Genomic DNA, 14302 nt, shown 5'->3' with positions numbered 1-14302 from the left:
CATGTGAATTCCGCATGAGTTTCCCGAGCACTTGCCCGAGCCTTGGACCGCACCGTCGCATCACACAGTGTCGTGGCGCCGGCGCCCTATGAGGAGCAGCAGTCTTGCGCGAGTTCAGCCTTCCGGCCTTGTACGAGGTCCCCGCGGACGGAAACCTGACCGACATCGTCCGCAGAAACGCCGCGCAGCATCCCGACGTCGCCGTCATCGCCCGGAAGGCGGGCGGCGCCTGGCAGGACCTGACCGCGCGTGCCTTCCTCGCCGAGGTGCACTCCGCCGCCAAGGGTCTGATCGCCTCCGGCGTCCAGCCGGGCGACCGGGTCGGCCTGATGTCCCGCACGCGGTACGAGTGGACCCTGCTGGACTTCGCGATCTGGAGCGCGGGCGCGATCACCGTGCCGGTGTACGAGACCAGCTCGCCGGAGCAGGTGCAGTGGATCCTCAGCGACTCGGGCGCCACGGCGTGCGTCGTGGAGTCGGCCGGGCACGCCGCCGCCGTCGAGTCGGTGCGCGAGCAGCTGCCCGCCCTGAAGAACGTCTGGCAGATCGACGCGGGCGGCGTGGAGGAACTGGGTCGCCTGGGCCAGGACGTCACGGACCGCACCGTCGAGGAGCGGGGCTCGATCGCCAAGGCCGACGACCCCGCGACCATCGTCTACACCTCCGGCACCACGGGCCGCCCCAAGGGCTGTGTCCTCACCCACCGCAGCTTCTTCGCCGAGTGCGGGAACGTGGTGGAACGGCTGCGGCCGCTCTTCCGCACCGGTGAGTGCTCGGTCCTCCTCTTCCTGCCCCTCGCGCACGTCTTCGGGCGGCTGGTGCAGGTCGCGCCGATGATCGCGCCGATCAAGCTGGGCTGCGTCCCGGACATCAAGAACCTCACCGACGAGCTGGCCGCCTTCCGGCCCACGCTGATCCTCGGCGTGCCGCGCGTCTTCGAGAAGGTCTACAACTCGGCGCGCGCCAAGGCGCAGGCCGACGGCAAGGGCAAGATCTTCGACCGCGCCGCGGACACCGCGATCGCGTACAGCAAGGCCCTGGACACCCCGTCGGGTCCGTCCGTCGGCCTGAAGATCAAGCACAAGGTCTTCGACAAGCTGGTCTACAGCAAGCTCCGTACGGTCCTCGGCGGGCGCGGCGAGTACGCCATCTCCGGCGGCGCCCCGCTCGGCGAGCGGCTCGGCCACTTCTTCCGCGGCATCGGCTTCACGGTCCTGGAGGGCTACGGCCTGACCGAGTCCTGCGCGGCCACCGCCTTCAACCCGTGGGACCGGCAGAAGATCGGCACGGTCGGCCAGCCGCTGCCCGGCTCCGTGGTGCGCATCGCGGACGACGGCGAGGTGCTGCTGCACGGCGAGCACCTGTTCAAGGAGTACTGGAACAACCCGGGCGCGACCGCCGAGGCGCTGGCCGACGGCTGGTTCCACACCGGCGACATCGGCACCCTCGACGAGGACGGCTACCTGCGGATCACCGGTCGCAAGAAGGAGATCATCGTCACCGCCGGCGGCAAGAACGTCGCCCCGGCCGTCATAGAGGACCGCATCCGCGCGCACGCACTGGTCGCGGAGTGCATGGTGGTCGGCGACGGGCGGCCCTTCGTGGGCGCGCTGGTCACCCTCGACGAGGAGTTCCTGGGCCGCTGGTGCGCGGAGCACGGGAAGCCGGCCGGCTCCAGCGCGGTGTCGTTGCGGGAGGACCCGGAGCTGCTCGCGGCGATCCAGGACGCGATCGACGACGGGAACGCGGCGGTGTCGAAGGCTGAGTCGGTGCGCAAGTTCCGGGTGCTGGGGGCGCAGTTCACCGAGGACTCGGGGCATTTGACGCCGTCGTTGAAGCTGAAGCGGAATGTTGTCGCCAAGGACTACGCGGACGAGATCGAGGCGATCTACGCCAAGTAGTGGGGAGGGGGCGCCTTGTGGGGTGCCCCCTTGTCGCCGCGGGCGAGTGCGGGTGCGTCGTGGCTTGTCGCGCAGTTCCCCGCGCCCCTAGGTGTCTTCAGTCCCCGGTGCTGCCCAGGGGACCGTGTTACAGCAACGCCTTCAAGTGCTCCGCCAGTAGGTCCCAGCGCCATTTTTCCTCCACCCACGTCCGGCCCCGCTCGCCCATCCTGCGGCGGAGTTCCGGGGCGGCGAGGAGGGTGGTGATGCGGTCCGCGGACTCGTTCGGGTCGTTGCCGTGGACCACCCAGCCGGTCTCGCCGTCGAGTACGGCGTCGGGGGCGCCGCCCGAGTCGCCAGCGACGACGGGCAGGCCGGTTGCCGAGGCCTCCAGGTAGACGATGCCCAGGCCCTCCACGTCGAGGCCGCCGCGGCGGGTGCGGCAGGGCATGGCGAAGACGTCGCCGGCGCCGTAGTGGGCGGGCAGCTCGGACCAGGGCACGGGGCCGGTGAAGTGGACGGAGTCGGCCACGCCGGTCTCGGCGGCGAGGCGGCGCAGGTCCTTCTCGTAGGGGCCGCCGCCGACGACGAGGAGGACGGCGTCCGGCTCGGCGGCGAGGATGCGGGGCATGGCGCGGATCAGGGTGTCCTGGCCCTTGCGCGGGACCAGGCGGGAGACGCAGACGACGACGGGGCGGTCGGTCAGGCCCAGGCGGGCGCGCACCTCGTCGCCGCCGCTGGCCGGGTGGAAGGTCTTCTCGTCGACGCCGGGCGGCAGTTGCACCATCCGGGCGGCGGCCTCGGGCGTGAGCGCGCCCGCGATGCGGGAGCGGGTGTACTCGCCGAGGTAGGTGATCGTGTCCGTCGACTCCCCGATCCGGCGCAGCAGTTGCCGGGCGGCGGGCAGCTGGGCCCAGCCCGCCTCGTGGCCGTGGGTGGTGGCGACGAGGCGCTCGGCGCCCGCCCTGCGCAGGGCCGGGGCCATCAGGCCGAGGGGCGCGGCCGCCCCGAACCACACCGAGGTGCAGCCGTGCTCGCGCAGCAGGCCCACCGCCCGCCGGGTGGCGCCCGGCGTCGGCAGCAGCATGGTCGTACGGTCCCGTACGACGGTGAAGGGCTGCTCGGCGTCGAAGGCGGCGGTGGCCTCGACGCCCTCGCGGCCGCGCTTCCAGGTGGAGGCGTAGACGACGAGCCGCTCGGGGTCCAGGCGCAGCGCCATGTTGTGCAGGAAGGCCTGGATGCCGCCCGGACGGGGCGGAAAGTCGTTCGTTACGATCAAGGTCTTGCGCACGTCGCCGACCCTACCGAACCGGTCGCCGGGTGCCGGGCGGGGTCGCCTCCTGTGGCACGCGTACAGGTGTCCGGGTCATCATGTCCGCACCAGAAGGCGGCATGGACCGGCGGGCACGGACGGGCAGGGAGCACGTGAAGACGAAGGACGCGAGGCGGTCACCGGTGTGGCTGCTGTCGACCTGGGGCGCCTCGCGGCTGGTGCTGCTGCTGTTCGTGCTGAAGGTGCTGGTCTTCCCCGGCCCGGACGTCACGAGCGACGTGTCCGTCATCTACCGGGGCTGGTACGACGTCCTGGGCACCGGAACGTTTCCGCTGGACGACGTCACCTGGCAGTACCCGCCGGCCGCGGCCCTGGCGATCCTCTCCCCCGCCCTGCTGCCCTTCCTGACGTACCCGACGGCGTTCTTCGTCCTCGTCTGCGTCACGGACGCCGCCGTCCTCGCGCTGCTGTGGCACGCGGGGCGGGGGGCGGGGCGCTCGCCGCGCGGTGCGTGGGTGTGGGTGGTGGGCGTGCCGCTGCTCGGTCCCACGGTGTACGCCCGCTACGACGTGATGGTCACCGCCGTCGCGGTGGCCGCGCTGCTCGCCGCCGCCCGGCATCCGCGCGTTGCGGGGGGCCTGGCGGCGTTGGGGGCGCTGCTGAAGGTGTGGCCGGCGCTGGTACTGCTCGGGATGCGGGGGCGGGCGCCGTGGGTCGCCGCCGTGCTGAGCGGCGCGGGGCTCGCCGCGCTGTTCGCCGTGTCGATGCCCGGCGGGTTCGCGTTCCTGACGTTCCAGCGCGAGCGGGGCATCGAGGTCGAGTCGCTGGGCTCGCTGGTCTTCCACGTCGCCCGGCACTTCGGCTGGGAGGGCGGGGTGCTGCTGAACTACGGCTCGATGGAGTTCCTGGGCCCGCACGTGGGCACGGTGGGCACGGTCTCGCTGGGGCTGAGCGCGGTGGCGTTCGGCTGGCTGCTGCTGTGGCGGCTGGCGGCCGCCCGGCGGCCGGTGGCCGCGCGGTTCGCGGCGCACACGGCGGCGGACGCGGCCTTCGTGGCGGTGCTGATGTTCACGGTGACCAGCCGGGTGATCAGCCCGCAGTACCTGGTGTGGCTGATCGGCCTCGGTGCGGTCTGCTGGTGCTTCCGGGCGAGCCGGATGCGGGTGCCGGTCACCCTGGTGCTGGTGGCGAGCCTGGTGACGGTGCTGGAGTTCCCGCTCCTGTTCGGCGACGTCGTGACGAGCACCCCGCTGGGCATCGCGCTGCTGGCCGTCCGCAACGGCCTGCTGGTGGCCGCCTCCGTGGTCGGCGCCCGGGTCCTGTGGCGGGACACGGTGCGGCGGCGCGGGACGCCGGTCGGGGCCGGGGAGCCGGAGCCGCTCAGCCGAGCCGCGTCCGCAGATACTCCCGCCAGCGCGCCGTGAAGTCGTCCGGGGTCGTTCCGAGCACCTTCCTCATCGCGTCCTCCACGGCGCCGGCGCGCTCGTCGTGGGCGCCCACGGCGCGGTAGAAGGCGTCGAGCCGGTCCTCGCCCCACTGCTCGGCGATCATCCGGCAGGCCAGCCAGCCGCCCTCGTACGCCCGGGCCAGTTCCTCGGCGTCGGCGGTGAAGCCGAAGTCGTCGTCGATCGGCAGCCGCGCGGGCAGCTCGCCACCGGCGACCGCGCCGGCCAGTTCGGGGGCGGCCTGGGCTGGGGTGCGTCCGCTGTCGCGGTAGCCGACCCAGTCGGCGTACCCCTCGGAGAGCCACAGCGGGGTGGCGGAGGTGGTGTCGGCGCGGGTGGCGACGTGGGTGGTCTCGTGGGTGAGCACCACCTGCTTGCCGAGGTCGCCGAGGAGCCCGTAGGCGTCGGGGTTGACGATGATCCGGTCCGCGGGCGCGCGCTCCCGGCCGCCCGTCTCCCCGGTGGTGACGGCGGCGATGCCCCGGTAGGAGGAGGCGGGGGACCCGAGCAGGCCCGCCATGCCCTCCAGGGAGCGGGGGACGACCACGACGACCCGGCGGGCCCAGTCGCCGTCCCAGGCGTCCGAGACGGCGGGCACCGCCCGGTCGGCCAGGGCGGCGAAGCGGCGCAGGGTGTCGGTGGGCTGCCCGACGCCCAGGACGAGGCTGTGCGTCCCGCGGACGACCTGGACCGCGCCCTGGTCCCAGGGCTGCTGGCCGGACTTCTTCGCGGGCCGGTCGGAGTCGACGGACCAGCCTCCGCCGCTGCCGTCCCGGCTCAGCCGGACCGTGCGGCCGGTGGCGACGGCGCCCCGGTCGTAGCCCTCGACGCGGTAGCGCAGCTCGACGTCGGCGGTGGCCCGGTCGCCGGTGCGGTCCACCTCCCGCACCCGGTAGGACCAGGCGGCCAGCGGGATCGCGCTCAGGTTGCCGAAGCCGGTGCCGGTGCCGGTGCGCGCATAGGCGGTCGCGTCGTGGGCGAGGACGGCCGCCGCGCGCCGGTCCAGCACCCGCTGGACGTCGGTCCGGTCGGAGTCGGTCGTGCTCCGGCTGCCGCAGCCCACGAGCCCGGCCAGCAGCAGGCACAGCACCACCACCGAGGACCCCGACACCCGCCTGCGACCAGCCACCTTCCCGATCGTACGGGCGGGGGCGGCGGAAGGCAGCGGGCGAGGTGCGTGGGGGCCGCGGACGTGGCGGGCGTGCGGAGCAGGCACCCGGGCGGTCCGTGCGGGCCGCCGGGGGCCGCCGCCCGGGCCGCGGTGGACCGCACCGGCGGCGGGGGCGAAGACGCCGGGAGAGGCCCCACCCGCCGCCGGGGGCCGGGATGGGCGGCACGGGCTGCGAAAGGCCTCAACGGGCCACCGGGAGCCGCCGCCCGAGCCGCGGTGGACCGCACCGGCGGCAGGGGCGAAGACGCCGGGAGAGGCCCCACCCGCCGCCGGGGGCCGGGAAGGGCGGCACGGGCTGCGAAAGGCCTCAACGGGCCACCGGGAGCCGCCGCCCGAGCCGCGGTGGAACCGCACCGGCGGCAGGGGCGAAGACGCCGGGAGAGGCCCCACCCGCCGCCGGGGGCCGGGAAGGGCGGCACGGGCTGCGAAAGGCCTCAACGGGCCGCCGAGGGCCGCCGCCCGGGCCGCGGTGGACCGCACCGGCGGCGGGGGCGAAGACGCCGGGAGAGGCCTCGCCCGTCGCCGGGGGCCGGGAAGGGCGGCACGGGCTGCGAGAGGCCTCAGCGGGCGGCCTGCGGGCCCGCGCCGGTCACACCCGGGTGACCGAGGAGATCGGCATCATGCCGACCGGGTCGTAGCGCACCGGTGCGCCGGGGTAGGGGGCGTGGATCACCTGGCCGTTGCCGGCGTACATGGCGATGTGACTGGCGTCGTCGCGGTAGGCGACCAGGTCGCCGGGGCGTGCCTCGGCCAGGGAAACGTGCCGTCCGGCGCCGGTCTGCGCCTGCGAGGTGCGCGGGATGCCGACGCCGGCCTGCGCGTACGCCCACTGGGTCAGGCCCGAGCAGTCGAAGCCGGAGGGGCCGTTGGCGCCCCAGACGTACGGCTTGCCGAGGGCGGAGCGGGCGGCGGCGAAGGCGGCGGCGGCCCGGCCGGAGGCGGGGGCGGCGGCACCGGCGAGGGCGGTCAGGTCCTCGCGGCCGGAGCGGGAGCCGCGCCGGTAGGCGGCGCGTTCGTCGTCCGGCAGGGCGGCGAGCAGGGCGCGGGCCTTGGCGAGCTTGCGCTCCACGGTCTTCTTGTGGGCGGCGACGGCCTTGCGGCCCTTCTCCAGCTCGGTCAGCTTGGCAGCCGCCTCCGCACGGTCCTGGGCGAGGTCGCGCATCGCCTGCTGGAGTTCCTTCAGCTCCCCGGCCCGGCGGGTGGTGATCCGGTCCAGCACCAGGGCCCGGTCGAGGTAGTCGTCCGGCTCGGCCGAGAGCAGCAGCGCCAGCGATGGGTCGACGCCGCCGGAGCGGTACTGGGCACCGGCCAGCGAACCGAGCGCGTCCCGCAGGGTGTTGACGTGCTGCTGCTGCCGGGCGATGGAGTCCTGCGCGGTCGCGACCTCCTCGCGCAGCCGGTCGGTGCGCGCGTCGGCCTGGTTGTAGGCCTCGGTCGCCCGCTCCGCCTCGGCGTGCAGCCGGTCCACCTCCGCCCGCCGGTCGTCGTGCGGGGCGGCCGTGGCCGGTACGGCGCCCAGGAGTGCGGCGGCCACGGAGAGCAGGCCGACGGCGGCGGTGGAGCCGCGGTCGAACCCGGATGGTGCAAGGCGGCGATGGGACCCCACGGGAAGCCGCACTCCTTCCGCTGACGGACGGGGAAACGCGGCAGACAGTAACCCCGCGACGGGGCACCGGCCAACGACCTCCGGGGCCGCGCAGCGCGACGCCCCGCCGCTGACGCAGGTCACCGGCGGGGCGGGGGGTCACAGGGCCCGGACGCGATTCGCCCGAACGGGCGGTACGGCAGGGGTGACTTCGGGTGGCGCGGGCCTCGGGATCCCGGGCCCTCGGGTCAGACCCGTACGCCGAACATGAAGGGGCCGCCGATGGTGCTCATCGACTCGTAGCGCACGTTCGTGCCGGTGCGCGGCGCGTGCAGGACCTGGCCGTTGCCGGCGTAGAGGCCGACGTGGTGCAGGTCGTTGAAGAAGAAGACGAGGTCGCCGACCTGCAGCTGGCTCATCGAGGAGATCCGCGTGCCGTAGTTGGCCTGTGCCTGGGAGGTCCGCGGGATGCCGACGCCGGCCTGCGCGTACGCCCAGGAGGTCAGGCCCGAGCAGTCGAAGGAGGACGGGCCGGTGGCGCCGTAGACGTACGGCGTGCCTATCTTGCTCTGCGCGGCGGCGAAGGCGGCGCCCGCGCGGCCGGAGGCGGGGGTGGTCTTGCCGGAGAGGACCTGGCGCTCGCTGGTGCGGTTGGCGCGCTGCTCCTCCTGCTGGAGGGCGGCCTTCTCCTGCGCGGTGAGCGTGTTGAGCAGCTTCTGCGCGGAGGAGAGCTTGCCCTGGACTTCCTTCTTCTTGTTGCCCAGTTCGGTGCGGGTGGCGGAGAGGTCCTTGAGCTTCTCGGAGGCCTCGGAGCGCTGCTGGGCCAGGTCGCGCTGCTTCTCCTGGATCTTCTTCAGCGCCTCGACCTGCTGACCGCTCAGCTGGTCCAGGGTGGAGGCCTTGTCCAGGTAGTTGTCCGGGTCGGCGGACAGGAAGAGCTGGAGGGAGGGGTCGATGCCGCCGGAGCGGTACTGGGCGCTGGCCATCGAACCGAGGCCGTCGCGCAGCTCGTTGAGCTCCTCCTGACCGCGGGCGACGTTGTCCTGGAGGGTGGAGATCTCCTTCTGGAGCTTCTCCTGCTTCTCCTTGGCGCCGTTGTACTTCTCGGTGGCCTGCTCGGCCTCCTCGTAGAGCTTGTCGACCTTGGCCTTGACCTCGTCCTTGCTCGGCTTCTCGCTCGGGGCGGCGTTGGCGGCCTGGGAACTGAGAGCGACAGCGGCGGCGGCAGCGGTGGTGAGCACGGTCACACGCGTGCGGCTCGGCTGCTTGGGACGACGGTGGGACGCCACGGAGACGAGCTCCTTCTTGAGAGGGATCACCCGTTCGAGGGTTCGAAGGGTGACCCTAGTGACCCACTCGTGATCAGTTCAAATCCTCCGCCGAAAAATCACGGTTACGCACCGCGTTATTTGCCGCAACTCACCTGCAGTGACGCCCATCTGACACTACGTTGCGTGACGGTTCCGTCAATTCGGGCATAGAGCGCCTACGTTACGGTTGGTGCGGAAGTGATGAGGGGCTAGGAAAGCCGCTTGAGGAGCACCGCGGACGCCACCGGGCGTGCGCCGGCGCGCGCCACGCCGTCGGCGACCTCGCGGTCGGTGGAGACGACGATGACCGGCCGGCCCGGCGGTTCGGCCCGCACCAGCTGGCGGATCAGCTCGTCGGCGGTGACACCGGGCTTGGAGAACAGCACCCGCACCCCGCGCGGCGGCGCGAGCAGCACGGGCGCCACCAGTTCGGCCCCGTCGAAGACACAGGTCATCTCGGCGCCGGTCTGCGCGGCGAGCTGGGAGAGCTGGCCGAGCAGCCGCAGCCGCTGCTTCTCCAACGGCATCTGCGGATAGCCGGTCTTGGTGACGTTGTAGCCGTCGACGACCAGATGGGCCTGGGGCAGCGCCAGCAACTGGTTCAGGATCGCCGGGTCGTTCTCGGACAGGGCCCGGTTGGCGATGTCCTTGGGCGTCATCCGGCCCGGCTCGACCGCGTCCACGGTCTCGGCGGGCCGCACGGACACCGGGGGCAGCGCCAGCTCGCGGCGCAGCCCCTGGGTGGCGTCGAGGAGGGTGTCGAGCAGCAGCCGTACGCGCATGTCCTCGACGCTGCGTCCCTCGCGGGCCGCCTTGCGGGTGGCCTCCAGGGCGGCCTCCGCCTCCCCGAGGCGGGTCTTGAGCCGTCGGGTCTCGCTCTCGGCGGCGGACACCCGGGTGTGCGCATCGGCGCGCACGGCGTCCGTCTCGGCCCGGAGCTTGCGCAGGGCCGCCTCGCCGCGTTTGACGTCGCTGAGGGCGGAGCGCAGCTTGCGGTGCAGCGACTCGGTCTCCCGCTTCGCCGCGTCCAGCTCGGCCCGCAGCCGCTCGCTCTCGCCCTTGGTCTGCTCCCGGGCCCGGGACAGCTCCTCGCGCAGTCGTTCCAGCTCCGCGCGGCTCTCCTCGTCGGCGCGCTCGGCGTCCGCGCGCTGCGCCTCCTCACCGGCGGCGGTCACCAGCTTCACCCAGCCGTGCGGGCGCAGCACGTAGGCGGCGGCGGCCACGTCCAGGGGGTCGGCGGCCGGGAGCGCGGACCCGGCGTCCAGGGCGCCGGCCAGTTCGGGCTGGGCGTCGCGGAGCTTCTCGCCGATGCGCTGCCGGAAGAGCGCGTCGGTCTCCACGGCGGCGGCCATGGCGTTGCCGGCGAACTTGACCCGGCGGTTCGGCGCGAACCTGGCGTACTGCCTCAGCTGGGCGGGCAGCTCGCCGAGGGTGAGCGAGCCGAAGCCGTCGGACACGATCTGCACGACCCGGCGGCGCACGCCGTCGGGCAGCGGGCGGTCGAGCACCTCAGCGGCGCCGTCGCCCGGCCCCCCGCCGTGTGTCTCCACCATCCGTCACCCCAATGTCTCAGGGCGATCCCGGGCCGGAATCGCCTTGTGCGGGGCCGCTCCGCTCAGGAGGCGGCATCCGGCCTGTCCACGAGTTCCACCTGGTCCACGGCGTTGCACCAGCGGCACCGCACCGACTCGATGGTCTCACTGAGCACCTCGCGCTCCTCCACCGTCGGCTCGCCGGCCAGGTCGAGATGCACGTACTCGACGACCTTCGAGGCCCGGGTCACGTCGAAGCGGGTGAGGTTGCCGCAGAGGGTGCAGCGCCATCGCGTCGTGTCGGTCGGCAGGGGAACCGTCATCGTGGCTGTTCGCTCTCTTCCGGTGTCGGTGACGCGCCGGGCTCCCCCGGTGCGTGTGGCTCGTAACCCTACGGCCTGGCGGGTACCCGACGCCCGCGTGTCCACGGCGGCGAGGCGCTATGACCCCCCGCGCCCGTTACGTCATGCTCTGTGTTCATGATCCGCAACTGGAGCACGGCGGCCCGCACCACGCTCGCGGCGGTCAGGAGGCTCGCCCCGGCCGGGCCGTCCCGGCGCCGGACGGCACCGGTGACGTACACGCTGATCACCCTGTGCTGCCTGCTCTTCCTGATCAGCCCGGCGGCCGGTCTCAATCCGGTGTACGGCACCGGGGAGGAACTGCTGGCCGCGCAGCGCGCCTACTTCCGGCGCTGGGGCGTGATCCCCGCAGAACTGTTCGAGGACTCCCCCGGGTCTGCGCTGACCCCGGCCACGGCGCTGTTCGTCCACGGCAGCTGGGTGCACCTGCTGGGCAACATGCTCTTCCTCTACGTCTTCGGCGCGATGACCGAGGAACGGATGGGCAGGCTCCAGTTCGCCCTGTTCTACCTCGGCTGCGGCTACCTGGCCCTGCTGGGCTACGCGGGCGCCAACGCCCACTCCCAGGAGTCCCTGGTCGGCGCCTCGGGGGCGATCTCCGCGGTCCTCGGCGCGTTCCTGTTCCTCTTCCCGCGGGCCCGTGTGACCAGCCTCCTGCCCTTCCTCTTCTTCCTGCCGCTGCGCTTCCCGGCCTGGGTCGTGCTGCCGTTCTGGGTGACCCTGCAGTGGATGGCGGCGGGGCGGGCCGGCGACGGTCCGGGGGTGGCCTACCTCGCGCACCTGGTGGGCTTCGGTCTGGGCTTCGCCTTCGCCTGGGTGCGGTTCGGGCCTGCGGCTAGAGTGAAGAGCGTTCCAGTGACGGCGCCCGAGGGAGAGAACCAGCCGTGATCAGCGCGATCGTCCTCATCAAGACCAGCGTGGACCGCATCCCCGAGATCGCGGAGCAGATCGCCGCGCTGGAGAGCGTCAGCGAGGTCTTCTCCGTCACCGGCACCTACGACCTGATCGCCATGGTGCGGGTGAGCCGGCACGAGGACCTGGCCGAGGTCATCCCCGGCCGCATCAGCAAGATCCCGGGCGTGGAGGGCACGGACACCCACGTGGCCTTCCGCACCTACTCCCAGCACGACCTGGAAGCGGCCTTCGCCATCGGCCTGGACAACTGATCACCCCGAGCGGGAAGCGCCCCCAAAGGGGCGCGGGGAACTGCGCGACCAGCCACAGCGAACCCGCAGCAATCCGCAGCCGGACATGAAGGGTCCTTCATCCGGGATTCATCCGGCCCGCCGGACACCCCGCGCAGAATCCACCGCATGGTCTTCTCCCGCCGCATGGCGGCCCTCGCGGCCGTCGTCCTGATCCCCCTCGGCATCGCCGCGACCAGTTTCGCCCTGACCGACAGCCCGCAGGAGCCCAGGGTCCCGGCCAAGGTGGAGCTGGAGAGCGGCTCCCCCGGCCCGAAGCCGACCTCCTCGCCCGAGCCGACGCCCAGCGACCAGGTGGTGACGCGGCCGCCGGTCACCGACGGCCCTTCGGATGACGACGATGACGACGACCGGGGCGGCGACGCCGACGACGGACCCGGCGACGGGTGAGCGCGAGCGCCGCCGGGTCTCGGCCCGGGTCCGCATCCTGCTGTGGCTGCTGCTCGTGATGGCCGTCGCGCTGGCCTCGGTCGCGGCGACCACCCGTTCGATCCTGCTGCGCGACACCGACCAGCGGATCAGCGGCCTGCTCGCCCAGGAGGCCGGCGAGTTCGCCAACTTCGAGGAACAGGGCTTCGACCCGGAGACCGGCCGCCCGTTCACCGACCCGGGGCGGCTGCTGCGGGTCTTCCTGGAGCGGCAGTACGCCGACCTCGACGAGGAACTGGTCGGCCTGGTCGGCGAGGTCGGCAGCAGCAGGCCCACGCAGATCATCCAGCAGCGGGAGATCCCGGTCGACCGGCCCCTGCACGAGGACGCCGACGCCCGCCGCCGCATCTACGCCTCCCCCGACTCCACCGGCACCCTGGACCGGCCCGAGGGCGAGATCCGCTGGGCCAAGGTCACCGTGGCCCGCTACGGCGGCGAACCGGCGGCCGCGTTCGTGGTCGCCTTCCACCCGGGGCGCGAACAGGCGCGCGCGGACGAGGTGTTCCGCGTCCTGCTCGCCATCTCCGGCGTCGCCCTGCTGATGACGACCGGCATCGCCTGGGTGGTCGCGGGCCGCATCCTGAAACCGGTACGGCTGGTGCGCACGACCGCCGCCCAGCTCACCGAGCAGGACCTGACCCGGCGCATCCCGGTGCACGGCCACGACGACGTGGCGGCCCTCGCCGAGACGTTCAACGCCATGCTGGACCGCCTGGAGCGCGCCTTCGCCACCCAGCGCCGGTTCGTCGACGACGCCGGGCACGAACTGCGCACCCCGATCACCATCGTCCGCGGCCATCTGGAGCTGATGGGCGACGACCCGGCGGAGCGCGAGGAGACCGTCCGCCTGGTCACCGACGAGCTGGACCGGATGAGCCGCATCGTCGAGGACCTGCTGCTGCTGGCCAAGGCCGAACGCCCCGACTTCGTCACCCCCGAACCGGTGCAGCTCGCCGAACTCACCGCCGACGTCTTCGTCAAGGCCCGCACCCTGGGCGAGCGGGAGTGGGTGCTGGACCAGGTCGCCGACCGGGAGGCCCGGCTCGACCCCCAGCGCATCACCCAGGCGATGGTGCAGCTCGCGCAGAACGCCGTGCAGCACACCACGGCGGGCCAGCGGGTCCGCATAGGCTCCCGCGCCGACGGCCCGCGCATCGAGCTGTACGTCGCCGACTCGGGACCCGGCGTCCAGCCGCAGGACGCCGAGGTGATCTTCGAGCGCTTCCGGCGCGGCACGGCCCGGCGCGGGGTGCGCGGCACGGGGGCCGGACTCGGGCTGTCGATCGTGCGGGCCATCGCCGAGGGCCACGGCGGCCGGGCCGAGCTGCGCGCCACCGAGGGCGGCGGCGCCACCTTCGTACTCACTCTGGAAGAGGCACGACCATGAACCGCATCCTCATCGTCGAGGACGAGGAGCGCATCGCCTCCTTCGTCGAGAAGGGCCTGCGCGCCAACGGCTTCACCACCACCGCGGTCGCCGACGGCGACGCCGCCTACGAGTACGCCCTCACCGGCGGTTTCGACCTGGTCGTCCTGGACATCGGGCTGCCCGGCCGGGACGGCTTCACGGTCCTGCGCGAGCTGCGCGAGTCCCGGGTGACCACCCCGGTGATCGTGCTGACCGCGCGGGACTCCGTGCGGGACACGGTGGCCGGCCTGGAGGGCGGCGCCGACGACTGGATGACCAAACCGTTCCGCTTCGAGGAGCTGCTCGCCCGGGTACGACTGCGGCTGCGTACGGCGGCCAGGGCGCCCGAGGTGACGGTGCTGCGGTCCGGCGACCTCTCCCTGGACCTGCGCACCCGCCGGGCCCGCTCCGGGGAGCGGACGGTGGACCTGACGGCCCGTGAGTTCGTGCTGCTGGAGCTGTTCCTGCGGCATCCGGGGCAGGTCCTGTCGCGGGAGCAGATCCTGTCCCACGTGTGGGGCTACGACTTCGATCCGGGCTCCAACATCGTGGACGTCTACGTGCGGGCGCTGCGCAAGAAGCTGGGGGCCCAGCGGGTGGAGACGGTGCGGGGCATGGGGTACCGGCTGCCGGGATGACCGGTGGGACGACCGGCTGAATAACCGGCTTTCGTGTGAGGTTTCCTTCATGTCGGGCTCATTG

13 protein-coding genes are annotated in these 14302 nt (G+C 73.1%); 7 read left to right on the top strand and 6 right to left on the bottom strand.

The window, feature by feature from the left end:
• Window positions 1-104 precede the first annotated feature (104 nt).
• Entirely contained in the window at window positions 105-1901 is a 1797-nt protein-coding gene (locus D1J63_RS26990; RefSeq protein ID WP_125632395.1) for an AMP-dependent synthetase/ligase, read from the top strand.
• 127 nt (window positions 1902-2028) lie between these two features.
• Here D1J63_RS26990 and D1J63_RS26985 read toward each other — a convergent pair whose 3' ends face one another.
• Window positions 2029-3171 carry a glycosyltransferase family 4 protein gene (locus tag D1J63_RS26985; protein ID WP_125632393.1) on the bottom strand — a complete coding sequence of 381 codons (1143 nt, stop codon included), beginning with the start codon at window positions 3169-3171 and terminating at the stop codon, window positions 2029-2031.
• Between the two features lie 134 nt (window positions 3172-3305).
• Here D1J63_RS26985 and D1J63_RS26980 point away from each other — a divergent pair, with 134 nt between their 5' ends.
• Complete coding sequence (locus tag D1J63_RS26980) at window positions 3306-4577, top strand: glycosyltransferase family 87 protein (protein WP_125635842.1); 1272 nt, start codon at window positions 3306-3308, stop codon at window positions 4575-4577.
• Here D1J63_RS26980 and D1J63_RS26975 read toward each other — a convergent pair.
• From D1J63_RS26975 to D1J63_RS26955, 5 genes are all read right to left on the bottom strand, one after another.
• Window positions 4534-5727, bottom strand: a complete 1194-nt coding sequence (locus D1J63_RS26975) for a hypothetical protein (protein ID WP_241235614.1) — start codon at window positions 5725-5727, stop codon at window positions 4534-4536. The genes D1J63_RS26980 and D1J63_RS26975 overlap by 44 nt on opposite strands.
• A gap of 631 nt (window positions 5728-6358) precedes the next feature.
• A complete protein-coding gene (locus D1J63_RS26970; RefSeq protein ID WP_125632391.1) occupies window positions 6359-7375 on the bottom strand; it encodes a C40 family peptidase in 1017 nt (338 codons plus the stop codon).
• A 227-nt stretch (window positions 7376-7602) separates the two neighbouring features.
• A complete protein-coding gene (locus tag D1J63_RS26965) occupies window positions 7603-8643 on the bottom strand; it encodes a C40 family peptidase (protein ID WP_102928469.1) in 1041 nt (346 codons plus the stop codon).
• Between the two features lie 230 nt (window positions 8644-8873).
• Window positions 8874-10217, bottom strand: coding sequence for an NYN domain-containing protein (locus D1J63_RS26960; RefSeq protein WP_125632389.1), 1344 nt, complete (start codon window positions 10215-10217; stop codon window positions 8874-8876).
• A gap of 62 nt (window positions 10218-10279) precedes the next feature.
• Window positions 10280-10519 carry a hypothetical protein gene (locus D1J63_RS26955; protein WP_030402115.1) on the bottom strand — a complete coding sequence of 80 codons (240 nt, stop codon included), beginning with the start codon at window positions 10517-10519 and terminating at the stop codon, window positions 10280-10282.
• A gap of 156 nt (window positions 10520-10675) precedes the next feature.
• Between D1J63_RS26955 and D1J63_RS26950 the strand changes: the two genes are divergently transcribed.
• The 5 genes from D1J63_RS26950 to D1J63_RS26930 all read left to right on the top strand — a co-directional run bounded on the left by D1J63_RS26950 (window position 10676) and on the right by D1J63_RS26930 (window position 14238).
• Window positions 10676-11446, top strand: a complete 771-nt coding sequence (locus tag D1J63_RS26950; RefSeq protein WP_125632387.1) for a rhomboid family intramembrane serine protease — start codon at window positions 10676-10678, stop codon at window positions 11444-11446.
• Window positions 11443-11724: an Lrp/AsnC ligand binding domain-containing protein gene (locus D1J63_RS26945; protein WP_031035777.1), complete on the top strand. Its 282-nt coding sequence runs from the start codon at window positions 11443-11445 to the stop codon at window positions 11722-11724. The genes D1J63_RS26950 and D1J63_RS26945 overlap by 4 nt, the downstream gene beginning before the upstream one ends.
• Window positions 11725-11871: 147 nt before the next feature.
• The gene (locus D1J63_RS26940; RefSeq protein ID WP_102932002.1) at window positions 11872-12153 is read left to right on the top strand and encodes a small secreted hydrophilic protein; all 282 of its coding nucleotides are present in this window, start codon (window positions 11872-11874) and stop codon (window positions 12151-12153) included.
• Between the two features lie 58 nt (window positions 12154-12211).
• Window positions 12212-13579, top strand: coding sequence for an ATP-binding protein (locus D1J63_RS26935; RefSeq protein WP_125635840.1), 1368 nt, complete (start codon window positions 12212-12214; stop codon window positions 13577-13579).
• Window positions 13576-14238 (top strand): response regulator transcription factor, encoded by a 663-nt coding sequence (locus D1J63_RS26930; protein WP_102932001.1) that lies wholly within the window; start codon window positions 13576-13578, stop codon window positions 14236-14238. The genes D1J63_RS26935 and D1J63_RS26930 overlap by 4 nt, the downstream gene beginning before the upstream one ends.
• Window positions 14239-14302: the final 64 nt, after the last annotated feature.

This window comes from Streptomyces sp. KPB2, from assembly GCF_003950055.1.
In the GTDB taxonomy this organism is placed as follows: Bacteria; Actinomycetota; Actinomycetes; order Streptomycetales; family Streptomycetaceae; genus Streptomyces; species Streptomyces salinarius.
This window is presented reverse-complemented; position numbering and strand designations above follow the sequence as displayed.